Annotated in this window: 37 protein-coding genes; 4 read left to right on the top strand and 33 right to left on the bottom strand. The window is 68.2% G+C overall.

Features of this window, described 5'->3' with window-relative positions:
* Positions 1 to 194: 194 nt before the first annotated feature.
* Complete coding sequence (gene eccE / locus ACTOWY_RS27340) at positions 195 to 1,376, top strand: type VII secretion protein EccE (protein ID WP_441312661.1); 1,182 nt, start codon at positions 195 to 197, stop codon at positions 1,374 to 1,376.
* Complete coding sequence (locus tag ACTOWY_RS27335; protein WP_247755571.1) at positions 1,373 to 2,098, top strand: hypothetical protein; 726 nt, start codon at positions 1,373 to 1,375, stop codon at positions 2,096 to 2,098. The genes eccE and ACTOWY_RS27335 overlap by 4 nt, the downstream gene beginning before the upstream one ends.
* A gap of 24 nt (positions 2,099 to 2,122) precedes the next feature.
* Here ACTOWY_RS27335 and truA read toward each other — a convergent pair whose 3' ends face one another.
* The 10 genes from truA to ACTOWY_RS27285 form a co-directional block, all read right to left on the bottom strand.
* Positions 2,123 to 2,926: a tRNA pseudouridine(38-40) synthase TruA gene (gene truA, locus ACTOWY_RS27330; RefSeq protein WP_441312487.1), complete on the bottom strand. Its 804-nt coding sequence runs from the start codon at positions 2,924 to 2,926 to the stop codon at positions 2,123 to 2,125.
* A 53-nt stretch (positions 2,927 to 2,979) separates the two neighbouring features.
* Positions 2,980 to 3,555, bottom strand: a complete 576-nt coding sequence (rplQ, locus tag ACTOWY_RS27325; RefSeq protein ID WP_185000393.1) for a 50S ribosomal protein L17 — start codon at positions 3,553 to 3,555, stop codon at positions 2,980 to 2,982.
* A 63-nt stretch (positions 3,556 to 3,618) separates the two neighbouring features.
* Positions 3,619 to 4,671 (bottom strand): DNA-directed RNA polymerase subunit alpha, encoded by a 1,053-nt coding sequence (locus ACTOWY_RS27320; RefSeq protein ID WP_441312486.1) that lies wholly within the window; start codon positions 4,669 to 4,671, stop codon positions 3,619 to 3,621.
* Between the two features lie 130 nt (positions 4,672 to 4,801).
* On the bottom strand, positions 4,802 to 5,407 hold the full coding sequence (rpsD, locus tag ACTOWY_RS27315) for a 30S ribosomal protein S4 (RefSeq protein ID WP_185000396.1): 606 nt from the start codon (positions 5,405 to 5,407) through the stop codon (positions 4,802 to 4,804).
* 22 nt (positions 5,408 to 5,429) lie between these two features.
* Positions 5,430 to 5,837 carry a 30S ribosomal protein S11 gene (rpsK, locus tag ACTOWY_RS27310; protein ID WP_252480573.1) on the bottom strand — a complete coding sequence of 136 codons (408 nt, stop codon included), beginning with the start codon at positions 5,835 to 5,837 and terminating at the stop codon, positions 5,430 to 5,432.
* A 31-nt stretch (positions 5,838 to 5,868) separates the two neighbouring features.
* Complete coding sequence (gene rpsM / locus ACTOWY_RS27305; protein WP_185000400.1) at positions 5,869 to 6,249, bottom strand: 30S ribosomal protein S13; 381 nt, start codon at positions 6,247 to 6,249, stop codon at positions 5,869 to 5,871.
* Positions 6,250 to 6,432: 183 nt separating this feature from the next.
* Entirely contained in the window at positions 6,433 to 6,546 is a 114-nt protein-coding gene (rpmJ, locus tag ACTOWY_RS27300; RefSeq protein ID WP_010148647.1) for a 50S ribosomal protein L36, read from the bottom strand.
* A gap of 55 nt (positions 6,547 to 6,601) precedes the next feature.
* Positions 6,602 to 6,823 (bottom strand): translation initiation factor IF-1, encoded by a 222-nt coding sequence (infA, locus tag ACTOWY_RS27295; protein WP_029136093.1) that lies wholly within the window; start codon positions 6,821 to 6,823, stop codon positions 6,602 to 6,604.
* Between the two features lie 257 nt (positions 6,824 to 7,080).
* A complete protein-coding gene (locus ACTOWY_RS27290; protein ID WP_247755568.1) occupies positions 7,081 to 7,260 on the bottom strand; it encodes a hypothetical protein in 180 nt (59 codons plus the stop codon).
* 88 nt (positions 7,261 to 7,348) lie between these two features.
* Positions 7,349 to 7,777: a DUF1707 SHOCT-like domain-containing protein gene (locus tag ACTOWY_RS27285; RefSeq protein WP_441312485.1), complete on the bottom strand. Its 429-nt coding sequence runs from the start codon at positions 7,775 to 7,777 to the stop codon at positions 7,349 to 7,351.
* A gap of 82 nt (positions 7,778 to 7,859) precedes the next feature.
* On the opposite strand from ACTOWY_RS27285, the gene ACTOWY_RS27280 reads away from it, so the two are divergent.
* Both ACTOWY_RS27280 and ACTOWY_RS27275 read left to right on the top strand, forming a co-directional pair.
* Positions 7,860 to 8,387 carry an RNA polymerase sigma factor gene (locus ACTOWY_RS27280; protein WP_441312484.1) on the top strand — a complete coding sequence of 176 codons (528 nt, stop codon included), beginning with the start codon at positions 7,860 to 7,862 and terminating at the stop codon, positions 8,385 to 8,387.
* Entirely contained in the window at positions 8,384 to 9,385 is a 1,002-nt protein-coding gene (locus ACTOWY_RS27275) for a hypothetical protein (RefSeq protein WP_441312483.1), read from the top strand. Before ACTOWY_RS27280 ends, ACTOWY_RS27275 begins: the two co-directional genes overlap by 4 nt.
* A 55-nt stretch (positions 9,386 to 9,440) precedes the next feature.
* Here the strand turns inward: ACTOWY_RS27275 and map are convergent, their stop codons facing one another.
* The 23 genes from map to rplC all read right to left on the bottom strand — a co-directional run bounded on the left by map (position 9,441) and on the right by rplC (position 21,732).
* Positions 9,441 to 10,232, bottom strand: coding sequence for a type I methionyl aminopeptidase (gene map, locus ACTOWY_RS27270; RefSeq protein WP_441312482.1), 792 nt, complete (start codon positions 10,230 to 10,232; stop codon positions 9,441 to 9,443).
* Positions 10,233 to 10,245: 13 nt separating this feature from the next.
* A complete protein-coding gene (locus tag ACTOWY_RS27265; protein WP_441312481.1) occupies positions 10,246 to 10,797 on the bottom strand; it encodes an adenylate kinase in 552 nt (183 codons plus the stop codon).
* A complete protein-coding gene (gene secY, locus ACTOWY_RS27260; RefSeq protein WP_247755563.1) occupies positions 10,797 to 12,110 on the bottom strand; it encodes a preprotein translocase subunit SecY in 1,314 nt (437 codons plus the stop codon). The genes ACTOWY_RS27265 and secY overlap by 1 nt, the downstream gene beginning before the upstream one ends.
* A gap of 299 nt (positions 12,111 to 12,409) precedes the next feature.
* On the bottom strand, positions 12,410 to 12,856 hold the full coding sequence (gene rplO, locus ACTOWY_RS27255; protein WP_185009984.1) for a 50S ribosomal protein L15: 447 nt from the start codon (positions 12,854 to 12,856) through the stop codon (positions 12,410 to 12,412).
* A complete protein-coding gene (gene rpmD / locus ACTOWY_RS27250; RefSeq protein WP_441312480.1) occupies positions 12,853 to 13,038 on the bottom strand; it encodes a 50S ribosomal protein L30 in 186 nt (61 codons plus the stop codon). Before rpmD ends, rplO begins: the two co-directional genes overlap by 4 nt.
* 5 nt (positions 13,039 to 13,043) lie before the next feature.
* Positions 13,044 to 13,685 carry a 30S ribosomal protein S5 gene (gene rpsE, locus ACTOWY_RS27245; protein ID WP_185000414.1) on the bottom strand — a complete coding sequence of 214 codons (642 nt, stop codon included), beginning with the start codon at positions 13,683 to 13,685 and terminating at the stop codon, positions 13,044 to 13,046.
* Between the two features lie 34 nt (positions 13,686 to 13,719).
* The gene (gene rplR / locus ACTOWY_RS27240; RefSeq protein WP_312986250.1) at positions 13,720 to 14,127 is read right to left on the bottom strand and encodes a 50S ribosomal protein L18; all 408 of its coding nucleotides are present in this window, start codon (positions 14,125 to 14,127) and stop codon (positions 13,720 to 13,722) included.
* The gene (gene rplF, locus ACTOWY_RS27235) at positions 14,124 to 14,663 is read right to left on the bottom strand and encodes a 50S ribosomal protein L6 (protein WP_441312479.1); all 540 of its coding nucleotides are present in this window, start codon (positions 14,661 to 14,663) and stop codon (positions 14,124 to 14,126) included. Before rplF ends, rplR begins: the two co-directional genes overlap by 4 nt.
* Positions 14,664 to 14,678: 15 nt before the next feature.
* Complete coding sequence (rpsH, locus tag ACTOWY_RS27230) at positions 14,679 to 15,077, bottom strand: 30S ribosomal protein S8 (protein WP_185000418.1); 399 nt, start codon at positions 15,075 to 15,077, stop codon at positions 14,679 to 14,681.
* 88 nt (positions 15,078 to 15,165) lie between these two features.
* A complete protein-coding gene (locus ACTOWY_RS27225; RefSeq protein ID WP_185000420.1) occupies positions 15,166 to 15,351 on the bottom strand; it encodes a type Z 30S ribosomal protein S14 in 186 nt (61 codons plus the stop codon).
* 3 nt (positions 15,352 to 15,354) lie between these two features.
* Positions 15,355 to 15,918, bottom strand: a complete 564-nt coding sequence (rplE, locus tag ACTOWY_RS27220) for a 50S ribosomal protein L5 (RefSeq protein WP_185000422.1) — start codon at positions 15,916 to 15,918, stop codon at positions 15,355 to 15,357.
* 2 nt (positions 15,919 to 15,920) lie between these two features.
* On the bottom strand, positions 15,921 to 16,235 hold the full coding sequence (gene rplX / locus ACTOWY_RS27215; RefSeq protein WP_441312478.1) for a 50S ribosomal protein L24: 315 nt from the start codon (positions 16,233 to 16,235) through the stop codon (positions 15,921 to 15,923).
* A 1-nt stretch (position 16,236) separates the two neighbouring features.
* Entirely contained in the window at positions 16,237 to 16,605 is a 369-nt protein-coding gene (rplN, locus tag ACTOWY_RS27210) for a 50S ribosomal protein L14 (protein ID WP_185000426.1), read from the bottom strand.
* A gap of 84 nt (positions 16,606 to 16,689) precedes the next feature.
* Complete coding sequence (rpsQ, locus tag ACTOWY_RS27205) at positions 16,690 to 16,968, bottom strand: 30S ribosomal protein S17 (protein ID WP_185000427.1); 279 nt, start codon at positions 16,966 to 16,968, stop codon at positions 16,690 to 16,692.
* Entirely contained in the window at positions 16,965 to 17,222 is a 258-nt protein-coding gene (rpmC, locus tag ACTOWY_RS27200; protein ID WP_185000428.1) for a 50S ribosomal protein L29, read from the bottom strand. The genes rpsQ and rpmC overlap by 4 nt, the downstream gene beginning before the upstream one ends.
* Positions 17,222 to 17,641: a 50S ribosomal protein L16 gene (rplP, locus tag ACTOWY_RS27195; protein WP_185000430.1), complete on the bottom strand. Its 420-nt coding sequence runs from the start codon at positions 17,639 to 17,641 to the stop codon at positions 17,222 to 17,224. The genes rpmC and rplP overlap by 1 nt, the downstream gene beginning before the upstream one ends.
* A gap of 3 nt (positions 17,642 to 17,644) precedes the next feature.
* Positions 17,645 to 18,481 carry a 30S ribosomal protein S3 gene (gene rpsC / locus ACTOWY_RS27190; RefSeq protein ID WP_185000432.1) on the bottom strand — a complete coding sequence of 279 codons (837 nt, stop codon included), beginning with the start codon at positions 18,479 to 18,481 and terminating at the stop codon, positions 17,645 to 17,647.
* On the bottom strand, positions 18,481 to 18,897 hold the full coding sequence (gene rplV / locus ACTOWY_RS27185; RefSeq protein WP_185000434.1) for a 50S ribosomal protein L22: 417 nt from the start codon (positions 18,895 to 18,897) through the stop codon (positions 18,481 to 18,483). The genes rpsC and rplV overlap by 1 nt, the downstream gene beginning before the upstream one ends.
* A gap of 41 nt (positions 18,898 to 18,938) precedes the next feature.
* On the bottom strand, positions 18,939 to 19,220 hold the full coding sequence (gene rpsS / locus ACTOWY_RS27180; RefSeq protein ID WP_086785072.1) for a 30S ribosomal protein S19: 282 nt from the start codon (positions 19,218 to 19,220) through the stop codon (positions 18,939 to 18,941).
* 18 nt (positions 19,221 to 19,238) lie between these two features.
* Complete coding sequence (rplB, locus tag ACTOWY_RS27175; protein ID WP_185000436.1) at positions 19,239 to 20,072, bottom strand: 50S ribosomal protein L2; 834 nt, start codon at positions 20,070 to 20,072, stop codon at positions 19,239 to 19,241.
* 21 nt (positions 20,073 to 20,093) lie between these two features.
* Positions 20,094 to 20,393 (bottom strand): 50S ribosomal protein L23, encoded by a 300-nt coding sequence (gene rplW / locus ACTOWY_RS27170; protein WP_185000438.1) that lies wholly within the window; start codon positions 20,391 to 20,393, stop codon positions 20,094 to 20,096.
* A complete protein-coding gene (rplD, locus tag ACTOWY_RS27165) occupies positions 20,390 to 21,082 on the bottom strand; it encodes a 50S ribosomal protein L4 (RefSeq protein ID WP_441312477.1) in 693 nt (230 codons plus the stop codon). Before rplD ends, rplW begins: the two co-directional genes overlap by 4 nt.
* The gene (gene rplC, locus ACTOWY_RS27160; RefSeq protein WP_185000442.1) at positions 21,082 to 21,732 is read right to left on the bottom strand and encodes a 50S ribosomal protein L3; all 651 of its coding nucleotides are present in this window, start codon (positions 21,730 to 21,732) and stop codon (positions 21,082 to 21,084) included. The genes rplD and rplC overlap by 1 nt, the downstream gene beginning before the upstream one ends.
* Positions 21,733 to 21,761: the final 29 nt, after the last annotated feature.

Below are 21,761 nucleotides of genomic sequence, written 5' to 3'. Positions count from 1 at the left end.
ACATGCCAGGTCCATCAGGGGAGCGTTTTCGTGCCCACGAGGGGAACTACAGAGGGCGGATGTCCGTGACCACACCTCAGTCAGCCCAGCAGCGTCCGCCCGCGCCGCCGAACCCGGCGGCCATGGCCGGCGCCGTGCGCACCGTGATGCGGGCCCGGCGGCGCGAGGTCGGCGCCACCCTCGGGGCGCTGCCGGTGGCCAACCTCATCGTGCTCGAGGTCGGCGTCGCGCTCGGGCTGGTCGTGCTGGCCGTCAACACCAGCCTGCTGCCGGTGGGCGCGGGCGTGGCCGGGCTGGCGCTCATCCTCGCGCTGACCCGCTGGCGCGGGCGCTGGCTCACCCAGTGGATCAGACTCACCACCAGCTTCCGGTTCCGCTCGCACACCAGGGTCGCGCACCCGGTGCCGCCGGAGCTGGCCGTCTCGGCCGCCGACACCGACGCCAAGGTCACCGGCACCGAGGACGTCCGGGTCGGGCTGCTGCGGCTGGCCTTTCCGGACCTGGTGGTCGCGCACAGCAAGGACCACGAGGACCGGCCGATCGGGCTGGCCTGGCACGAGGGCACCTGGACCGCGCTGCTGCTGGTCGACCCGGCGCCGCAGATGGTCTCGCACGTGGGCGCCACCCCGCCGCTGCCGCTGAGCGCGCTCGCGCCCTGCCTGGAGGACCGGGGCGTGGTGCTGGACTCGATCCAGGTCATCACGCACTGCTACCCGGGCAGCGCGGCGCTGCCGCCGTCCTCGCCCGCGCTGGCCTCCTACCTTGAGGTGCTGGGCCCGCTGCCCGCGGCCGCCCGGCGCACCACCTGGATCGCGGTCCGGCTGGATCCCAAGCGCTGCCCAGCCGCGGTGCGGGAACGCGGTGGCGGCGTGGTCGGCGCGCACCGCGCGCTGATCGGCGCGGTCTCCCGGGTGCGCAACGCGCTGGAGTCGCGGGGCGTGCCGATCCGGCCGCTGGACGCCGACGAGCTGCTGCGCTCGGCGACCTCGGCGGCCGAGCTGAGCAGTGCCACCGGCACCGGCAAGCCGGTCAGCCTGGTCGAGGGCTGGACCGGGGTCACCGCGGCGGGCATCGGGCACGCCAGCTACGCGATCACCAGCTGGTCCAACAAGGGTGTGGCGCAGAGCCTGAACGTGCTCACCGGCATCCGCGCGCTGTCCTCCACGGTGTCCGTGGCGATCGCGCCGAGCGGGGAGAGCGGTCAGGTCGGCCTGCGCGGACTGGTGCGGGTCAGTGCCCGCAACCCCACTGAGCTGGAGACGGCCGACGCGCGGTTGCAGCAGGTCAGCAACCACATCGGCATCACCCTCACCCCGCTGCGGGGCCAGCAGCTGGACGCCTTCGCCGCCTCGTTGCCGCTGGGAGGGAACACATGAGCAGCCGCATGATGGAGAACAAGGCGGCCGACCTCGGGGTCGCGCCGGAGTTTCTGGTCGCCCCCGAGATGCTGGACGCGATCAGCCCTTCCGGCGACCGCGGCGGCATGGTGCTCGGCTCGGGCGTCAAGGGCGAGCCGCTGACCGTCTCGGTGCTGCGCAACCAGCCCACCCGGATCGTCTCGGTTGGCGGGCTCTACCTGGCCCGCCAGGTGGCGCTGCGCGCGATGGCGATCGGCGCCTGGGTGGTCATCGCCACCGGCCGGCCGCAGGCCTGGCAGATGCTCACCAGGGCCGCCGGACAGGGCCCGGAGGCACAGCAGATGCCGCTGGTGCAGATCCGCAGACTGTCCCCGATCGAACTGCCAAGGGCCTCGGAGGACGGGCCGCTGCTGGTGGTGCACGACGGTGGCGCGGTGCCGCAGGAGATGTTCCCGCCCCGCTCGGCCTGGCAGACCACGCTCTACGTGCTGCCGTACCTGCACCCGCAGGCCTCGGCCACCGCGAACAACGCCGACCTGGTGCTCATGCAGCGCCTGCCGGTGGGTCAGGCCCAGCTGGCCGGGCGGATCTGGCGGCTGCCGCCGCCGATGGTGAACCAGCTGACCCAGCTCAAGGACGACGGCGTGGTGGCACTGGGCGCGAACCTGTGGCGTCCGCTGCGACTGGTGACCACCCCGAAGGAACAGCAGATCCTCGGCCCGGTCCGCCGCGGCGACTGACGTGGACCCGGCTGCCGCGGGAACTCAGCGGCAGCCGGGCAGCACGCGCACGTTGCGGGTGATCCCGGCCCTGGCGGCCAGCTCGGCGTCGGCCGGGTAGTCGACCCGGACCAGCACCAGTCCGTGCGCGGGGGCCACCGTGACGCCGTTGGCGCGTTCGGTGGACCGGAGCAGTTCGGCAGGCCAGCCCACCGGCTTGCGGCCCTCGCCGACCGCGAGCAGCGCGCCGACCAGGCTGCGCACCATGGAGTGGCAGAAGGCGTCCGCGGAGACGGCCGCGACCAGCACGTGCTCGCTCTCCACCCGCCATTCCAGCCGTTGCAGCTCCCGGACGGTGGTGGCGCCCTCGCGGCGCTTGCAGAAGGCGGCGAAATCGCGTTCGCCGAGCAGCAGCGCGGCGGCCTCGTTCATCGCGGCCAGGTCCAGCTGCCGCGGCACCGAGACGATCCGGCGGGCATCCAGCGGCGGCACGCCGTAGGGCGCGGTGCCCACTCGGTACTCGTAATGCCGCCGCAGCGCGGAGAACCGCGCGTCGAAGTCCGGGGTGAGCACCCTGGCGGCGAAGACCCGCACATCGGCCGGTAGCAGCCGGGCCAGCCTGCGCGGCAGGCCGGGCACGTCGTACTCGGCGGGCAGGTCGAGGTGGGCCACCTGGCCGGTGGCGTGCACCCCGGCGTCGGTGCGCCCGGCCACGGTCAGCGTGATCTCCCGGCGCAGCACCCGGGAGATGGCCTCCTCCAGCACCCCGCACACGGTGCGGCGGGCGGGCTGCTTGGCCCAGCCGGAGAAGTCGGTGCCGTCGTAGCCCAGGTCGAGGCGGACGCGCACGAGCCCGCCATCCCCAGTGGGAATGGCGGGCTCGGCGGACTGAAGTTCAGTCGTCACTTCTCGGACTTGGCGTCCTTGGCCTCGGTGTCCTCAGCCTTGACCTCTTCGGTCACCTCGGCCTCGGCCTTGGTGTCCTCGGTGGTCTCGGCCTTGGTCTCCGCGGCTTCCTCGGCCGTGGTGTCCACGACCTCGGCGCCGGTGGTGGCGTCGACCTTGGCGGCGTCCTTGGCGAACTTGGTGCCGCGGGCCTTCTCCGCCTCAGCGGTGACGGTCTTCTCCCCGACCAGTTCGATGATCGCCATCTGGGCGTTGTCGCCCTTGCGCGGCATCGACTTGATGATCCGGGTGTAACCACCGGGACGCTCCGCGAAGTGCGGACCGATCTCGGCGAACAGCTTGTGCACAACGTCCTTGTCCCGGACGGTGCGCATGACCTCGCGGCGGTTGTGCAGGTCGCCGCGCTTGGCCTTGGTGATCAGCTTCTCGGCGAGCGGACGCAGCCGCCGCGCCTTGGCCTCGGTGGTGGTGATCCGACCGTGCTGGAACAGCTGGGTGGCCAGGTTGGCCAGCAGCAGCCGCTCGTGGGCCGGGGACCCACCGAGCCGGGCTCCCTTGGTGGGCGTGGGCATCGGTTACTCCTCTAGATCAAGCTCAACGCTGTGACGTGTCAGCGTCCACAGTGGACGGACAGCTCAGAGCTGTTCCGTCTCCGCGTAGTCCTGGCCATCGTCGTGGCCCGTGTCAACGTGCCCACTCGCCCAGCCCTCACCGGTGTACTCCGAGGCCGCCGCGGACGGGTCGAACCCAGGCGGGCTGTCCTTGAGCGCGAGCCCAAGGCCTGCCAGCTTCAGCTTGACCTCGTCGATCGACTTGGCACCGAAGTTGCGGATGTCGAGCAGGTCCGCCTCGCTGCGCGAGACCAGCTCGCCAACGGTGTGGATGCCCTCGCGCTTGAGGCAGTTGTAGGACCGGACGGTGAGGTCCAGGTCCTCGATCGGCATCGCGAAAGCCGCGATGGTGTCCGCCTCGGCTGGCGAGGGGCCGATCTCGATGCCTTCGGCGTCGATGTTGAGCTCACGGGCCAAGCCGAACAGCTCGACGAGGGTCTTACCGGCCGATGCCACCGCGTCGCGGGGGGTGATCGACGGCTTGGTCTCCACGTCCAGGATCAGCTTGTCGAAGTCCGTGCGCTGCTCGACACGGGTGGCCTCGACCTTGTACGTCACCTTCAGCACCGGCGAGTAGATCGAGTCGACCGGAATCCGGCCGATCTCGGCGCCGGCCTGCTTGTTCTGCATGGCCGGGACGTAGCCGCGACCGCGCTCGACAACGAGCTCGATCTCCAGCTTGCCCTTGCCATTCAGGGTGGCGATGTGCAGGTCGGGGTTGTGCACGGTGACACCGGCCGGCGGCACGATGTCGCCAGCGGTGACCTCACCGGGGCCCTGCTTGCGCAGGTACATGGTGACCGGCTCGTCCTCTTCGGAGCTGACGACCAGCTCCTTGAGGTTCAGGATGATGTCGGTGACATCCTCCTTCACGCCGGGCACCGTGGTGAACTCGTGGAGCACGCCGTCGATGCGGATGCTGGTCACGGCCGCCCCCGGAATGGAGGACAGCAGCGTGCGCCGCAGCGAGTTGCCGAGGGTGTAGCCGAAGCCCGGCTCCAGTGGTTCGATGACGAACCGGGAGCGGGTCTCGTTGACCGTGTCCTCGGCCAGCGTGGGCCGCTGGGAGATAAGCACTGTGGAACTCCTTTACCTGTCGGCGCCCGCTATTTGACGCCGTACTGGGCTTGCACCGCGGGCACACCATTCGTGCCAGCGGTCAGACGCAGTACCGGGGCGACCGTCGAAACGGTCGCCCCGGGTCACGTCACTTCGAGTAGAGCTCGACGATGAGCTGCTCCTGGACCGGCGTGTCGATCTGCGCGCGGACCGGGAGCGAGTGCACGAGCACACGCAGCGTCGACGGAACAACCTGGAGCCAGGCCGGCACCCCGCGGTCGCCGAGGGCTTCCTTCGCGGCCAGGAACGGCAGCGTCGGCAGCGACTTCGGCTTCACGTCGATGATGTCGTACTGGGACACCCGGAAGCTCGGGATGTTGACCTTCTTGCCGTTGACCAGGAAGTGGCCGTGGTTCACCAGCTGGCGCGCCTGGCGCCGGGTGCGAGCCAGGCCGGCCCGGTAAACGACGTTGTCCAGCCGCGACTCGAGGATGATCAGCAGGGCCTCACCGGTCTTGCCGGTGACGCGCCGAGCTTCCTCGAAGTAACGACGGAACTGCTTCTCCAGCACGCCGTAGGTGAAGCGAGCCTTCTGCTTCTCCTGCGACTGCAGCAGGTACTCGGACTCCTTGATGCGAGTCCGTCCGTGCTGACCCGGGGGGTACGGACGGCGCTCGAAGGAGCGGTCGCCGCCGATGAGGTCAACCTTGAGTCGACGAGACTTACGAGTCGCGGGACCGGTGTAACGAGCCATCGTGAATTACTCCTTCCCGCGCTTAGACCCGGCGCCGCTTGGGCGGGCGGCAGCCGTTGTGCGGCTGCGGGGTCACGTCCTGGATAGTGCCGACCTCAAGGCCTGCGGCCTGCAGCGAACGGATCGCGGTCTCCCGGCCGGAGCCAGGACCCTTCACGAAGACGTCCACCTTGCGCATGCCGTGCTCGGCGGCCTTGCGGGCGCAGTTCTCCGCGGCCATCTGGGCGGCGAACGGCGTCGACTTGCGGGAGCCCTTGAAGCCGACGTGGCCTGCGGACGCCCAGCTGATCACGTTCCCGGCCGGGTCCGTGATCGACACGATCGTGTTGTTGAACGTGCTCTTGATGTGGGCGAACCCATGAGAGACGTTCTTCTTTTCCTTGCGCCGGATTTTCTTGACCCCGGCGCCCGTACGGGACTTCGGTGGCATATTGCGGTGATCTCCTAGCTAGCGCGAGGTCTTACTTCTTTCCGGCCTTCTTCTTGCCGGCGACCGTCTTCTTCGGGCCCTTGCGGGTGCGCGCGTTGGTCTTGGTGCGCTGGCCTCGCACGGGCAGGTTGCGGCGATGCCGCAGCCCCTCGTAGCAGCCGATCTCGATCTTCCGGCGAATGTCGGCCTGAACCTCGCGGCGGAGGTCACCCTCAACCTTGAAGTGGTTCTCGATGTACTCGCGCAGCTTGACGACGTCGTCGTCAGTCAGTTCGCGAACACGCAGGTCGGCGCTCAGGCCGGTGGCGCCCAGGATCTCCCGGGAGCGGGTCCGGCCAATGCCGAAAATGTAGGTCAGCGCGATCTCCAACCGCTTCTCGCGGGGAAGATCGACGCCAGAGAGTCGTGCCATTCGGCGACTTTCTCCTTCGTCGTATCTCCAGGTCTTCTCCCCGACCGCCCCGCGAGTCGACTCAACTGCTCGCGGGCCCCGGCCTGAAGTCCGGGGGTCAGTCGCGGTACCGCGGTACCGGACAGGTTCGGGAAGGCTTGTGGTTGCTTGTCGTCCGGGATCAGCGAACGAAAGTGCGGGTGATCAGCCCTGACGCTGCTTGTGACGCAGGTTCTCGCAAATCACCATGACCCGCCCGTGACGGCGGATCACCTTGCACTTGTCGCAGATCTTCTTGACGCTCGGCTGGACCTTCACGGTCGTGCACTCCTGCTTGGCCGCGTGTCCTGGGGGCACCAGGACACCGTGGAGGTCACTTGTAGCGGTAGACGATGCGGCCACGGGACAGGTCGTAGGGCGAAAGCTCCACGACTACCCGGTCCTCGGGCAGGATGCGGATGTAGTGCTGCCGCATCTTGCCGCTGATGTGTGCAAGGACCCTGTGGCCGTTCTCCAGCTCGACGCGAAACATCGCGTTGGGGAGCGGCTCGACTACGCGGCCCTCGACTTCAATGGCCCCGTCCTTCTTGCCCATGTCCTCCGCGTTTCGTGACGGTGATGATCTGGCAAACCCGACCAGGGCGGAAAAACCCCTGATCAGGCGGTTCACGGGCACCGGAGGAACCCGCTACCTTCGAGACCCTGGATGACCGCCGGATGCGCACTGAAGTGCGGAAAACCGGTCGCCAGGCGGCTGAAGAACAGCCACGGGCACGTCGGAACGGGCACAACCAGATGCGCCGTCGCTCCAGTGTAGGCGCAGTATGCGCTGGTCTCCAAACCGGGGCCGGTTCAGCCCGGCCGGCGGCCGTCCCGCTTGCTCATCCAGCTGAACAACTCGATGGCCCCCCAGATGCCGATGGGCCAGAGGAACCAGGGGTAGACCGCGGCGGCGGAGAGCAGCGAGGTGCCTGCCCACACCGCGATCATGACCGCGCTGGCGATGAGCCAGACCCGCACTGATTCACTCACGCCGGCCAGCGTGCCAGCGCGATCGGTCCCCGGTCGTCATCCGCGATGCGGATTCGAGGGGGTCCCGTGGGCGTAGCCCGTCCGCGCGTCAACGCCCGTCCGGACGAGGCCGCCCGAGCAGGTGCAGGGTGAGCACCACCACCCCTGGCGGTCCGGCCACCCAGAGGAACCAGGGGTAGGCCAGCTCCAGCTCGGTCACGCTGACCAGGCCCCAGATCACCAGGTTGATCAGCACCGCGAACAGGTAGACCCCGAGCACCGCCCGGAAGAACCGCCGCGGCCGGTGCGCGGGCACGGGCACCGCGGGCACCGGGGACTGGGTGGCCAGGTCCGGCAGGTCGCCGGTGACCGCGGCCAGCTCGCCGTAGGTGCGACTGGCCCAGACCAGCCGGACCCGCTCGTCGAACTCGCCGAGGGTGAGCCTGCCCTCGCCCTGGGCCTGGCGTAGCCGCCCGGCCACCGCCTCCCGGTCGGCGTCGGAGATCCGCATCCGCTCGTACGGCACCGGCTCACTCACACCGGTGATGGTCGCAGATCCGGTGGATCGGGTGTTATGGCCGGGGCCGGTCCGGACACAGACCACGGTGAAAGGGGGTGCGATGAACGAGCCCGAACAACGCTTCACCGCGCTGTACCAGCTGCACTACGAGGACATCGCCCGGTACGTGCGCCGCCGGGCGCCGGAACTGGACTGCCGGGACACGGTGGCCGAGGTCTTCCTGACCGCCTGGCGCCGCTTCACCGAGCTGGAACGCAGTCCGCTGCCGCTGCCCTGGTTGTACGGGGTGGCCCGGCGGGTGCTGGCCAACACCTTCCGCGGCGCCCAGCGGGCGAACGCGCTGGTGGAGCGGGTGGCCGCGCACGCCGGTCCGGGCCAGGAGCCCGACCACGCCGAGCAGACCGAGACCCGGCTGGCCGTGGCCCGGCTGTTCGACCAGCTGCCCGAACCCGACCGCGAAGCGGTGCGGCTGATCGCCTGGGAGGGCCTGACCAGCCGCGAGGCCGCGGCGGTGCTGGGCTGCAACCCAGCCGCGCTGGCCATGCGCCTGGTCCGGCTGCGGCGGCGGCTGCGCGCCCGGCACATCGAACTGATCCCGGCCCTGCCGGGGACTGGAGGAATCCGATGAGGGGCGTCGAGGACGAGCTGCGCCTGCACTACCGGGCGCTGGACCCGGCGGCGGGGGACGGACTCCCCACGCTGGAACAGCGATCGGCGGACCTGCGCCGCATCCTGGCCGAGCCGGCCGGCGTCACCCAGCTGCCCGTGCGGCCCGCGGCTCGCCCCAGGTCGGTGCCCCGGCGGCGGCTGCTGGCGGTGGGGCTGGTGGCGGCGACCGTGGTCGCCGGGACGGCGATCGGGGTGACCCTGCTGGACTCCGGCGTCCAGTCCGCGGGGGGCCAGCAGTTCAGCCCGCTGGTGGTCGAGCCAGTCGGGCCCGGTCAACCACCCGCCGCGGAACTGCTGCGGCGACTCGCCGCGAAGGTCGAGGCCCTGCCGGACCCGGTGGGGCCGGGGTACACCGAGCGGGCGCATTCGGTGACCTGGGTCCTGGACCGCCCTGGCGATCGCACCGCTCCGACCCAGCGGCGCACCATCAACACCGAAGTGGTGACCTTCGCCGACGGCTCCCGCGTGTTCGGCGTCCCCCACGGCAATGGTCCACCCACGTTCGACCACTACCAGCCGGGTGGCAAGGACGACGCCTACCTGGGGGCCATTCCCCAGGACGAGGCTGCCTTCGGCCGGTGGCTGTGGCGGAGCCCGGTACTGCGCGGCCACTCCTTCTACCGGGTGGCCGAACTGGCCGGTACCCGGGCGCTCAACCCTCGGCAACGGGCCTGGGTGCTGCGGCAGCTGGCGACCGTGACCGACCTGAACAAGCCTGGCCGGGTCACCGACCACGCCGGGCGGCGGGGACTGGCGATCAGCATCGACGACGTGGACGCCCCCGGCGGCTACGGCAAACCCGTCCGCATCACCCTGGTGATCGGCGAGCAGGACGGCAGCCTGCTGGCCAGGGAGACGGTGCTGACCAAGGACCCCGGCCACTTCGACGACATGCCGATCCCGGCGGTCTGGGTCTACCAGGAGTTCCAGCCGGGGGAACGCAAGATCAACAAGTGAACGACGAAGGGCGCCCCGGAGCCGAGACTCCGGGGCGCCCTTCGTGCGTGTGTGCTCAGTCCTCCAGGGCGGTGAGCACCCAGGGGCCGTTCTCGGTGACCGCGACGCTGTGCTCCCAGTGCGCGGCCCGGGAACCGTCGTCGGTGATGACGGTCCAGCCGTCCTCGAGTTCGACGGTGTCGTCGCTGCCAAGGGTGACCATCGGTTCGACCGCGATGGCCATGCCCACCTTGAGCTTGGGACCCTTGCCCGGCTTGCCGCGGTTGGGCAGGAAGGGCTCCATGTGCATCTGGCTGCCGATGCCGTGGCCGCCGTAGTCGGCGACGATGGCGTACTCCAGGCCGTCGCGCTTGGCCGCGGCCAGCACGGCGGTCTCGATGGCGTGGCTGATGTCGCTGAGCCGGTTGTCCGGGCGCACCGCGGCGATGCCGGCCAGCATCGACTCGCGGCAGGCGTTGGACAGCTTCACTTCCTGCTCGGTCACCGTGCCGATGGCCAGGGTCACCGCGGAGTCGCCGTGCCAGCCGTCCAGGATGGCGCCGCAGTCCACCGACAGCAGATCGCCGTCGGCCAGCACCTGCTCCCGGTTCGGGATGCCGTGCACGACCTGCTCGTTCACCGAGGCGCAGATCGAGGCCGGGAAGCCGTGGTAGCCCTTGAAGGAGGGCACCGCCCCGGCGTCCCGGATGGTCTGCTCGGCCAGCTCGTCCAGCTCACCGGTGCTCACCCCGGCCTTGGCCGCCGTGGCGACCGCGGCCAGGGTGCGGGCCACCACCAGGCCCGCGGCCCGCATGGCTTCCAGCTCGGTGTGCGTCTTGATCTCGATTCCGCGTCCGCGCCTGAGCACGGGCCCCGCCCTTCTACCTACGGTTGTTGAGCGCGTCCAGCGCGCGGCCGGTGATCTCCTCGACCGTGCCCACCGCGTCCACCTTCAGCAGGATGTCGCCGTAGTAGTCGAGCAGCGGGGCGGTCTCCGAGCGGTACACCTGCTGGCGCCGCCGGATCACATCCTCGTTGTCGTCGGACCGGCCGCGGGCGAGCAGGCGCTCGACCACGACGTCCTCCGGCACCGCGAACTCCAGCACCGCGTCCAGGCCCTCGTCGTTCTCCTTGAGGATCTGGCCCAGCACGTCGGCCTGCGCGGTGTTGCGCGGGAAGCCGTCGAGCAGGAAGCCGTTCACCGCGTCCGCCTCGGCCAGCCGCTCCCGGACCATGGAGTTGGTGACCGAGTCCGGCACCAGCTCACCGGCGTCCAGGTAGCGCTTGGCTTCCTTGCCCAGAGCGGTCTCCTGGCCGACGTTGTACCGGAACAGCTCGCCGGTGGAGATGTGCGGCACGCCGAGCTTCTGGCTGAGCACGGTGGCCTGGGTACCCTTGCCCGCTCCGGGCGGGCCGACAAGAACGAGTCGCACTAGCGGAGGAACCCTTCGTAGTTACGCTGCATGAGCTGGCTCTCGATCTGCTTCACCGTGTCAAGGCCGACACCGACCATGATCAGCACCGCGGTGCCGCCGAACGGGAAGTTCTGGTTCTGCCCATCGCCGGTGACACCGAGGAAGAAGTTCGGCAACACGGCGATGATGCCCAGATAGAGCGAGCCCGGCAGGGTGATCCGGCTCAGTACGAACTGCAGGTACTCCGCCGTCGGACGGCCGGGGCGGATACCGGGGATGAAGCCGCCGAACTTCTTCATCTCGTCCGCGCGCTCGTCCGGGTTGAACGTGATCGCGACGTAGAAGTACGTGAAGAAGATGATCAGCATGAAGTACAGCGCGATGTGCACCCAGCTGCGCTGGTTGACCACCTGGTCGCGCAGGAAGATCTGCCACCAGCTCGGGTCACCGGTGGAGGCGGTGAGGCGGGTGATCAGGTCCGGCAGGTACAGCAGCGAGGAGGCGAAGATGACCGGGATGACACCGGCCTGGTTCACCTTCAGCGGCAGGTAGGTCGAGGTGCCGCCGTACATCCGGCGACCGATCATGCGCTTGGCGTACTGCACCGGGATCCGGCGCTGCGCCTGCTCCACGAAGATGACGCTGGCGATGATCACCAGGCCGAACACGCAGATGATGGTGAAGGTGACACCACCCTGGCGCAGGATGTTGGCGCCCTCGGCCGGGATCCGGGCCGCGATCATGGTGAAGATCAGCAGGGACATGCCGTTGCCGATGCCGCGCTCGGTGATCAGCTCACCCAGCCACATGATCACGGCGGTGCCCGCGGTCATCGTGATCACGATGACGATCAGGCCGAAGATGCCCTTGTCCGGGATGATGTCCAGGGTGCAGTTCTGGAAGAGCTGACCCCGCACGGCGAGCGCGGTGAACGCGGTGGCCTGCAGGATGGCCAGCGCGATGGTGAGGTACCGGGTGTACTGGGTCAGCTTGCCCTGACCGGCCTGACCCTCCTTGCGCAGCTGTTCGAACCGCGGGATGACCACGGTGAGCAGCTGGATGATGATGCTCGCGGTGATGTACGGCATGATGCCCAGCGCGAAGATCGACAACTGCAACAGCGCACCACCGCTGAACAGGTTCAGCAGGGTGTAGATGTTGTTGGCGTTGTCACCCTCTGCCTCGCGGATGCACTGCTGGATGTTCGGGTACGAAACCCCGGGCGAAGGCAGGGTCGCGCCAAGGCGGTATACCGCGATGAGCGCGAGGGTGAAGAGGATCTTGCGGCGTAGGTCAGGCGTCGCAAGAGCCGAGCGGAAGGCGCTGAGCACGCAAGACCTCCTCGGCGTGGCCGGCCCGGTTGGCCGACTACTGACGGACCCGGCCTCGCGGGCCGGCTGTGCACCACCTGGCGAGCGAACTCGCGCAGTCCAGGGACGCATCGCACCACCACAGTACGAAGCGTGCTGACGACTCTAACAGCCGGGATCTCCGTGCCCACCCCTACCGTCGGATTGACCTTGGGAATGGGTGAAACGGAGTATCAACCGTCTATCCGCGAATCCACTTGCCTTGTAAAGCAGGAACGGGCCGGCAGGTCGCCCTGCCGGCCCGTCCACAAGCTAACAGCTCACAGCTCGGTGACCGAGCCGCCAGCAGCGTTGATCTTGTCCATCGCGCTCTGCGAGAACTTGTGCGCGGTGATGTCGAGCTTCACCCCGCCGAGGTCCCCGTTGCCGAGCACCTTGACCAGCTTGCCCTTGCGGACCAGACCGGCGTTGACGATGTCCTCGACCCCGATGCTGCCCCCCTCGGGGAACAGGCGGGCCAGGTCGGTCACGTTGACCGGCTGGTACTCGGTGCGGAAGGGGTTCTTGAAGCCCTTGAGCTTCGGCAGCCGCATGTGGATGGGCATCTGCCCACCCTCCAGGCGCGCGGGGACGTTCTTGCGCGCCTTGGTGCCCTTGGTACCACGACCCGCGGTCTTGCCCTTGGAACCCTCACCACGACCCACGCGGGTCTTCGGGGTGTTGGAGCCAGGAGCCGGACGCAGGTGGTGCAGCTTGATAGTCATCAGTCAGCGACCTCCTCGACCGCCACCAGGTGCCGCACGGTGTGGATGAGTCCACGAACCTGCGGAGAGTCCTCGCGGACCACCGACTGGCGGATCTTGCGCAGACCCAGGGTGCGAATGGTGTCGCGCTGGTTCTGCTTGCAGCCAATGGTGCTGCGCAGCTGGGTGACCTTGAGCTTGGCCATGGGGATCAGGCCCCCTGTCCAGCACGGGCCCGCAGCATGCCGGCCGGAGCAACATCCTCCAGCGGCAGGCCACGACGCGCGGCGACCTCTTCAGGCCGCTGCAGCATCTTCAGCGCGGCGACGGTGGCACGCACGACGTTGATGGCGTTGTCGCTACCCAGCGACTTGCTCAGCACGTCGTGGATACCCACGCACTCCAGCACGGCGCGCACCGGGCCACCGGCGATAACACCGGTACCGGGGCTGGCCGGACGCAGGAGGACGACGCCAGCGGCGTCCTCGCCCTGCACGGGGTGCGGGATGGTGCCGGCGATACGAGGGACGCGGAAGAAGCTCTTCTTCGCCTCCTCGACACCCTTGGCGATGGCGGCCGGAACTTCCTTGGCCTTGCCGTAGCCGACGCCGACCATTCCGTCGCCGTCACCCACGATCACCAGCGCGGTGAAGCTGAAGCGACGACCACCCTTGACCACCTTCGCGACGCGGTTGATCGCAACCACGCGCTCGATGTGCAGGCTCTTCTCCTGGGGAGCTCCGCCACGACCGGAGTCGCGACGGTCGCGGCGGTCACGCCGCTCGCCACGCTCGTTGCCCTGGCCACCCGGACCGCCCTGGCCGCCGCCGAATTGCCGTGTACGTCCCGGCATCAGGCGTTCCTTCCTTCAGTGCTCTGCATGACTCTCAGAACTCCAGCCCGTGCTCGCGCGCGGCGTCGGCCAGCGCGGCGATGCGGCCGTGGTAGTCGTAGCCACCCCGGTCGAAAACGACCTTGGCGACGCCGGCTTCCTTGGCCCTGGCCGCGACCAGCTCGCCCACCTTGGCGGCGCGAGCCTTCTTGTCACCGTCCAGCGCACGGATGTCCGCTTCCAGCGTGGAGGCGGAGGCCAGGGTGTGACCGGCGAGGTCGTCGATGACCTGCGCGACAACGTGCCGCGAGGACCGGGTGACCACCAGACGCGGGCGATCCGGGGTTCCGCTGATCTTCTTGCGGAGCCGGAAATGCCGGCGCGTACGGGCCACGCGACGCAGGGTGGAGACGTCCTTGCCTGCGCGCTTGCGCTTGACGGTTGCTGTCTCGCTCATGCTCACTTACCCGTCTTTCCGACCTTGCGGCGGATGATCTCGCCCGCGTAGCGCACGCCCTTACCCTTGTACGGGTCCGGCTTGCGCAGCTTGCGGATGTTCGCCGCAACCTCGCCGACCTGCTGCTTGTCGATGCCCACGACCGAGAACCGGGTCGGCGACTCGACGACGAAGGTGATGCCCTCGGGCGGAGTCACCTTCACCGAGTGGCTGTAGCCGAGCGCGAACTCCAGCTCGGAGCCCTTGAGCGCCACGCGGTAACCGACGCCGTGGATCTCGAGCTTCTTCTCGTAGCCCGCGGTCACGCCGACGACCATGTTGTGCACCAGGGTGCGCGACAGACCGTGCAGCGCGCGGCTGCGACGCTCGTCGTTCGGGCGCTTCACCTGGAGCACACCGTCCTCGTCCCGCTCGATCAGGATCGGCTCGACGAGGGTGTGCGCGAGAGTGCCCTTGGGGCCCTTCACGGTGACGCTGGGGCCGTCGATCTTGACGTCCACACCGGCGGGCACGGGGATCGGGAGCTTACCGATACGCGACATGTGTACTCCCCTCCCTTACCAGACGTAGGCGAGGACTTCCCCGCCCACACCCTGCTTGTTGGCCTGCCGGTCGGTCAGCAGACCGGTCGACGTGGAGATGATGGCAACGCCCAGTCCGCCGAGCACCTTCGGCAGGTTGGTGGACTTGGCGTAAACCCGCAGACCGGGCTTGGAGACCCGCCGGAGGCCGGCGATGCTCCGCTCACGGTTGGGGCCGTACTTGAGCTCGACGACGAGATGCTGGCTCTTCTCGCCCTGCTCGGTCCGGTGGCCGGAGATGTAGCCCTCGCGCTGCAGGATGTCGGCGATCGACGCCTTCAGCTTCGAGTGCGGCATCACGGCCTGGTCGTGGTACGCCGAGTTGGCGTTGCGCAGACGGGTGAGCATGTCTGCGATCGGATCGGTCATCGTCATGGTGACCTTGTCAACCTTTCTCGCCGGGGTTCCCGCACGGGCCTACGGCGAAGTGGAAATCAGCGGGGCGTGGGCCAGGCAGCCTGGATCACCAGGAGGACTTGCTCACGCCGGGAAGCTCGCCCCGGTGGGCCATCTCGCGGAGGCACACCCGGCACAAGCCGAACTTACGGAAGACCGAGTGCGGACGGCCGCAGCGCTGGCAGCGGGTGTAACCCCGCACCTTGAACTTCGGCTTGCGCGCGGCCTTCTGGACAAGCGCCTTCTTCGCCATGGATCAGTTCTCCTTGAACGGGAAGCCCAGGAGCTTCAGCAGCGCCCGGCCCTCCTCGTCGGTGCCGGCGGTGGTGACGACGGTGATGTCCATACCACGCGGGCGGTCGATCGAGTCGGGGTCGATCTCGTGGAACATCGACTGCTCGTTCAGACCGAACGTGTAGTTCCCGTTGCCGTCGAACTGCTTCGGGGACAGACCGCGGAAGTCACGGATACGCGGCAGCGCGATGGTCAGCAGCCGGTCCAGGAACTCCCACATGCGGTCGCCGCGCAGGGTGACCTTGGCGCCGATCGGCATGCCCTCGCGGAGCTTGAACTGCGCGATGGACTTGCGTGCCTTGCGCACCTCCGGCTTCTGGCCGGTGATGGTGGCCAGATCGCGGATGGCGCCCTCGATCAGCTTTCCGTCGCGGGCGGCGTCGCCGACACCCATGTTCACGACGATCTTCACCAGACCGGGGATCTGCATCCGGTTGGCGTAGACGAACTGCTCCTGCAGCGCGCCCGTGATCTCCTCGCGGTAGCGGCCCTTGAGCCGCGGAGCGATCTTCTCTGCGGTCGTCATGATCAGATGTCCTTACCGTTCCGCCGCGAGATACGGACGCGACGACCCTCGTCGTTGGTGCGGTAACCAACGCGGGTGGGCTTGCCGTCGGAGTCCACGACCATCACGTTGCTCACGTGGATCGAGGCCTCCTGCGTCACGATGCCGCCGGTCTGGGCGCCACGCTGGGTCTGCGAGACCCGCGTGTGCTTCTTGATCCGGTTGACACCCTCGACCAGGATTCGGTCATTGTCCGGGTAGGACTGAATGACCTTGCCCTTGGCGCCCTTGTCCTTGCCAGCGATGACGACGACCGTGTCGCCCTTCTTGATCTTCATGTCAGAGCACCTCCGGCGCCAGCGAGATGATCTTCATGAACTTCTTGTCCCGCAGCTCTCGGCCGACGGGCCCGAAAATACGGGTCCCGCGGGGCTCGGTCTCGTTCTTGATCAGAACGGCCGCGTTCTCGTCGAACCGGATGTAGGAACCGTCCGGACGGCGGCGCTCCTTGACCGTGCGAACGATGACCGCCTTGACGACGTCACCCTTCTTCACGTTGGCGCCGGGGATCGCGTCCTTGACGGTGGCGACGATGACGTCACCGATACCCGCGTAGCGACGCGCCGAACCACCGAGAACGCGGATGCAGAGGATTTCCTTCGCACCCGTGTTGTCGGCGACGCGCAGTCGCGACTCCTGCTGAATCACTTACCTTCTCCTTGACCCATACTGGCGTGCCAGATTTCCGACCTGACACGCGCGGTCCCGCCCCGCTCGCGCCGGGCGGTGGTGTTACTTGGCCTTCTCGAGGATCTCGACGAGCCGCCAGCGCTTGGTGGCGGACAGCGGCCGGGTCTCCATGAGGAGAACACGGTCGCCCACACCAGCGGTGTTGGCCTCGTCGTGCGCCTTCACCTTGGTGGTGGTGCGCAGGACCTTGCCGTACAGCGGGTGCTTCTTGCGGTCCTCGAGCGCGACCACGATCGTCTTGTCCATCTTGTCCGCGACAACGTAGCCCTCGCGGGTCTTACGGTTGTTGCGGTCTTCCGTGCTCTCGACATTCTCGCTCATGCTGCACCTTCACCTTCAGCGGATGCCGCGACCTCGTCCGGCGAGACGGACAGGCCCAACTCACGTTCCCGCATCACGGTGTAGATACGGGCGATCTCGTGCCGGATGGCACGCAGACGCCGGTTGTTGTCGAGCTGCCCGGTCGCCATCTGGAAGCGGAGGTTGAACAGCTCCTCCTTGGCCTCCCGAAGACGCAGCACGAGCTCCTCGTTGGTGAGCTCACGCAGCTCGGAAGCGGTGTTCGTCGCTGCCATCAGAACTCACCACCCTCACGCGTGACGATGCGGCACTTCATCGGAAGCTTGTGGATCGCGCGGCGGAGCGCCTCGCGGGCCACGGTCTCGTTCGGGAAGCTCATCTCGAAGACGACGCGACCCGGCTTGACGTTGGCCACCCAGTACTCCGGCGAACCCTTACCGGAACCCATGCGGGTCTCGGCAGGCTTCTTGGTGAGCGGGCGGTCCGGGAAGATGTTGATCCAGACCTTGCCGCCACGGCGGATGTGCCGGGTGATGGCGATACGAGCGGACTCGATCTGCCGGTTGGTCACGTAGGCCGGCTCCAGAGCCTGGATGCCGAACTCGCCGAACGTGACCCTGGTGCCACCCTTGGCGGCGCCGGAGCGACCGGGGTGGTGCTGCTTGCGGTGCTTGACCCTGCGCGGGATGAGCACGACTCAGCCCTCCGTCTTCTCAGCCGCGCTGTTGCCAGCCTCGGCCGCGGCGGGGGTGGTGTCGACCGGCTCGGTCGCGGCCTCAGCCGCGGCACGCCCGGCCTCGGTGCTGGTCGGCGTGGTGCCCGACGCGCCGGAGCGACGACGGCTCGGACGCTCGCGCCGCGGGGCGCGGTTGTCCGGTGCCGCGGCGGCGACTGCCTCGCGACGGCCGCCGATGATGTCACCCTTGTAGATCCACACCTTCACGCCGATCCGGCCGAAGGTGGTGCGCGCCTCGTAGAGGCCGTAGTCGATGTCCGCGCGCAGCGTGTGCAGCGGGACGCGACCCTCGCGGTAGAACTCCGAGCGCGACATCTCGGCACCGCCGAGGCGGCCACCGCACTGCACCCGGATGCCCTTGACCTGCGGCGAGCGCATGGCGGACTGGATGCCCTTGCGCATCGCGCGCCGGAAGGACACGCGGTTGGACAGCTGCTCGGCGACCATCTGGGCGACCAGCTGGGCGTCCGACTCGGGGTTCTTGACCTCGAGGATGTTCAGCTGGACCTGCTTCTTGGTGAGCTTCTCCAGCGCACCGCGAATACGGTCGGCCTCAGCGCCACGGCGTCCGATGACGATGCCGGGACGAGCGGTGTGGATGTCGACGCGAACCCGGTCACGGGTGCGCTCGATCTCCACCTTCGAGATACCGGCACGCTCCATGCCGCGGGCGAACATCTTGCGGATCTTGACATCCTCCGCGACGTACTCCGCGTACTGCTTGTCTGCGTACCAGCGGGACTTCCAGTCGGTGGTGATCCCCAGCCGGAAGCCGTGCGGGTTGATTTTCTGGCCCACTACCGGCCACTCCCCTTCACGCTGGACTTACGAGCCTTGCTGACCACCTTCGGACGGGACTCCACCTCGACGGTGATGTGGCTGGACCGCTTGAGGATCCGGAACGTGCGCCCCTGGGCGCGCGGCTGGATCCGCTTCATGGTCGGGCCCTCGTCAACGAACGCCGCGCTCACCCAGAGGGTGTCGGGGTCGAGTTCGAGGTTGTTCTCGGCGTTGGCCATGGCACTGGCGAGCACCTTCGCCACCGGACCGCTTGCGGCCTGCGGCGCGAACTGGAGCACGGCCAGGGCGTCCTGGGCGTTACGGCCCTTGATCAGCTCGACCACGCGACGCACCTTCATGGGCGTCATGCGGACGTAGCGGGCCCGCGCCACTGCGCGCGGAAGCTGCTCCACGCCTGCGGCATCGTTACCCATTGCTGTTACCCCTTGCTCTTTGTTCGTGTCACTGGCCGCGGTCAGCGGCGACGCGACTTCCGGTCATCCTTGATGTGGCCCTTGAAGGTGCGGGTAGGGGCGAATTCGCCCAGCTTGTGCCCGACCATGGACTCGGTGACGAACACCGGGACGTGCTTGCGGCCGTCGTGCACCGCGATGGTGTGACCCAGCATGTCCGGGATGATCGTGCTACGACGGGACCACGTCTTGATCACCGTCTTCTTGTTGCCCTCGTTCTGCGCGTCCACCTTCTTGAGCAGGTGGTCGTCAACGAAGGGGCCCTTCTTCAGGCTGCGAGGCATCCTTCACTCCCTTCCTGCTCAGCGCTTCTTACCGGTGCGACGACGCCGGACGATGAGCTGGTCGCTTGCCTTGCGGCGGCGGGTCCGGCCTTCGGGCTTACCAGCGGGGTTCACCGGGTGGCGACCACCGGAGGTCTTGCCTTCACCACCACCGTGCGGGTGGTCGACCGGGTTCATGGCCACACCACGGACGGTCGGGCGCTTGCCCTTCCAGCGCATGCGGCCTGCCTTGCCCCAGTTGATGTTCTGGTGCTCGGCGTTGCCCACCTCGCCGACGGTGGCGCGGCAGCGCACGTCGACATTGCGGATTTCACCCGAGGGCATCCGCAGCTGGGCGTACGGACCGTCCTTGGCCACCAGCTGAACGCTGGCGCCCGCGGAACGGGCGATCTTGGCGCCGCCACCCGGTCGCAGCTCGATCGCGTGGATCACGGTGCCGACCGGGATGTTGCGCAGCGGCAGGTTGTTGCCCGGCTTGATGTCGGCCTTCGGGCCGTTCTCAATCGGGTCGCCCTGGCGCAGGTTGTTCGGCGCGATGATGTAGCGCTTCTCGCCGTCCAGGTAGTGCAGCAGCGCGATGCGTGCGGTGCGGTTGGGGTCGTACTCGATGTGCGCGACCTTGGCCGGCACGCCGTCCTTGTCCGCCCGGCGGAAGTCGATCAGCCGGTAAGCACGCTTGTGACCGCCGCCCTTGTGCCGCGTGGTGATCTTGCCGTGCGCGTTACGGCCGCCATGGCCGTGCAGCGGGCGGATCAGCGACTTTTCCGGGGTGGAACGAGTGATCTCGGCGAAGTCCGAGACGCTCGAGCCACGACGACCCGGGGTCGTAGGCTTGTATTTGCGGATGCCCATCTCTAACGCGTCCTCAATCCCTTATGCGGCCGGGCCGCCGAAGATCTCGATGGCCTTGCTCTCGGCGGACAGCGTCACAATCGCGCGCTTGGTGTCCTTGCGCTTGCCATACCCGGTGCGGGTCCGCTTGCGCTTGCCCTGGCGGTTGATCGTGTTCACCGACACGACCTTCACACCGAAGACCTTCTCGACAGCAATCTTGATCTCGGTCTTGTTGGCATCGGGCGAGACGATGAAGGTGTACTTACCCTCTTCGAGCAGCCCGTAGCTCTTCTCCGAGATCACCGGAGCGAGCAGGATGTCGCGGTAATCGGGGATCACTTGTCACCCTCCTCTGCGACAACCTCGCTGGCGCGAGCGCTGGCCTTGACCGAGTGGCCCGAGGTCGGACCGGCGATGTAGAGCGCCAGTGCGTCCCTGGTGAACACCACGTCGTCGTTGACGAGCACGTCGTAGGTGTTCAGCTGGTCCTGCACGAGCACGTGCACGTTGTCCAGGTTGCGCAGGCTGATCCAGGTCAGCTCGTCCGCGCGAGTCACCACGACAAGCGTGCGCTTGCCGGTGCTGATGGACTCGATGATGCGGCGAGCGCCCTTGGTCGAGGGGGTGTCACCCTCGACCAGGGAGGTCAGCACGTGCAGCCTGCCGTTGCGCACCCGGTCGGAGAGGGCGCCACGAAGAGCGGCGACCTTCATCTTCTTGGGCGTCCGCTGCGAGTAGTCCCGCGGCTTCGGGCCGTGCGAGACGCCACCACCGGAGAACTGCGGCGACCGGGTCGAACCCTGACGGGCGCGGCCGGTGCCCTTCTGCCGGTACGGCTTCTTGCCACCGCCGGAGACCTCGGCACGCGTCTTGGTGCTGTGCGTGCCCTGCCGCTTGGCGGCCAGCTGCGCGATCACGACCTGGTGCATCAGCGGGATGTTCGCCTGAACGTCGAACAGCTCCGCGGGCAGCTCGATGGTGCCGTCGGTCTTGCCGTCCGGAGTACGGACGTCAACGCTCGTGGTCATCACGCACCACCCTTCGCGGCCGTCTTGACCAGCACCAGTCCACCCTTGGGGCCGGGAACGGCGCCCTTGATGAGCAGCAGGCCTGCCTCGGCCTCGATGCGGTGCACGGTCAGGTTCTGGGTGGTCACGCGAGCGCTGCCCATCCGGCCGGCCATGCGCACGCCCTTGAACACGCGACCCGGGGTGGCGCAGCCACCGATCGAGCCGGGCGAGCGGTGCTTGGCCTGAGTGCCGTGGGAAGCGCCGAGGCCAGCGAAGCCGTGCCGCTTCATGACACCCGCGTAGCCCTTGCCCTTGCTGGTGCCGACCACGTCGACCACGGCGCCGGCCTCGAACAGCTCAGCGGTGATCTCCTGGCCGACCTCGTACTCGGCGGCGTCCTGGGTGCGCACCTCGACCAGGTGGCGGCGCGGAGTCACGCCGGCCTTGCTGAAGTGGCCGCTCTCCGGCTTGTTGACCTTGCGAGGGTCAATCGCGCCGAATGCCAGCTGGACGGCCGAGTAGCCGTCATTCTCCTGAGTACGGACCTGAGTCACCACGCACGGCCCGGCCTTCACGACGGTAACCGGAACGATCCGGTTGTTCTCGTCGAAGACCTGGGTCATACCGAGCTTGGTGCCCAGAATCCCCTTGATCTGCCTGTCAGACATGGGTCTCGTTACTTCCTCGCCCCAAAAAT

This window comes from Crossiella sp. CA198 (assembly GCF_052078295.1).
In the GTDB taxonomy this organism is placed as follows: Bacteria; Actinomycetota; Actinomycetes; order Mycobacteriales; family Pseudonocardiaceae; genus Crossiella.
The sequence above is the reverse complement of the archived record's forward strand: the minus strand, read 5'-3'. Positions and strand labels throughout refer to the sequence as shown.

Excerpts from the sequence above, each read along its gene's own strand:
- rplE (WP_185000422.1), bottom strand. The coding sequence starts at position 15,918 with ATGACGACCGCAGAGAAGATCGCTCCGCGGCTCAAGGGCCGCTACCGC.
- ACTOWY_RS27225 (WP_185000420.1), bottom strand. The coding sequence starts at position 15,351 with ATGGCGAAGAAGGCGCTTGTCCAGAAGGCCGCGCGCAAGCCGAAGTTC.
- ACTOWY_RS27335 (WP_247755571.1), top strand. The coding sequence starts at position 1,373 with ATGAGCAGCCGCATGATGGAGAACAAGGCGGCCGACCTCGGGGTCGCG.
- rpsS (WP_086785072.1), bottom strand. The coding sequence starts at position 19,220 with ATGCCTCGCAGCCTGAAGAAGGGCCCCTTCGTTGACGACCACCTGCTC.
- rpsQ (WP_185000427.1), bottom strand. The coding sequence starts at position 16,968 with ATGAGCGAGAATGTCGAGAGCACGGAAGACCGCAACAACCGTAAGACC.
- rpsH (WP_185000418.1), bottom strand. The coding sequence starts at position 15,077 with ATGACGATGACCGATCCGATCGCAGACATGCTCACCCGTCTGCGCAAC.
- rplD (WP_441312477.1), bottom strand. The coding sequence starts at position 21,082 with ATGACCACGAGCGTTGACGTCCGTACTCCGGACGGCAAGACCGACGGC.
- rplQ (WP_185000393.1), bottom strand. The coding sequence starts at position 3,555 with ATGCCCACGCCCACCAAGGGAGCCCGGCTCGGTGGGTCCCCGGCCCAC.
- rplC (WP_185000442.1), bottom strand. The coding sequence starts at position 21,732 with ATGTCTGACAGGCAGATCAAGGGGATTCTGGGCACCAAGCTCGGTATG.
- rpmD (WP_441312480.1), bottom strand. The coding sequence starts at position 13,038 with ATGGCCAAGCTCAAGGTCACCCAGCTGCGCAGCACCATTGGCTGCAAG.
- rpsE (WP_185000414.1), bottom strand. The coding sequence starts at position 13,685 with ATGCCGGGACGTACACGGCAATTCGGCGGCGGCCAGGGCGGTCCGGGT.
- rplB (WP_185000436.1), bottom strand. The coding sequence starts at position 20,072 with ATGGGCATCCGCAAATACAAGCCTACGACCCCGGGTCGTCGTGGCTCG.
- rpmC (WP_185000428.1), bottom strand. The coding sequence starts at position 17,222 with ATGGCAGCGACGAACACCGCTTCCGAGCTGCGTGAGCTCACCAACGAG.
- rpsM (WP_185000400.1), bottom strand. The coding sequence starts at position 6,249 with ATGGCACGACTCTCTGGCGTCGATCTTCCCCGCGAGAAGCGGTTGGAG.
- ACTOWY_RS27280 (WP_441312484.1), top strand. The coding sequence starts at position 7,860 with ATGAACGAGCCCGAACAACGCTTCACCGCGCTGTACCAGCTGCACTAC.
- ACTOWY_RS27275 (WP_441312483.1), top strand. The coding sequence starts at position 8,384 with ATGAGGGGCGTCGAGGACGAGCTGCGCCTGCACTACCGGGCGCTGGAC.
- rplF (WP_441312479.1), bottom strand. The coding sequence starts at position 14,663 with ATGTCGCGTATCGGTAAGCTCCCGATCCCCGTGCCCGCCGGTGTGGAC.
- rplV (WP_185000434.1), bottom strand. The coding sequence starts at position 18,897 with ATGGGTAACGATGCCGCAGGCGTGGAGCAGCTTCCGCGCGCAGTGGCG.
- rplX (WP_441312478.1), bottom strand. The coding sequence starts at position 16,235 with ATGAAGATCAAGAAGGGCGACACGGTCGTCGTCATCGCTGGCAAGGAC.
- rpsD (WP_185000396.1), bottom strand. The coding sequence starts at position 5,407 with ATGGCTCGTTACACCGGTCCCGCGACTCGTAAGTCTCGTCGACTCAAG.
- infA (WP_029136093.1), bottom strand. The coding sequence starts at position 6,823 with ATGGGCAAGAAGGACGGGGCCATTGAAGTCGAGGGCCGCGTAGTCGAG.
- rpsK (WP_252480573.1), bottom strand. The coding sequence starts at position 5,837 with ATGCCACCGAAGTCCCGTACGGGCGCCGGGGTCAAGAAAATCCGGCGC.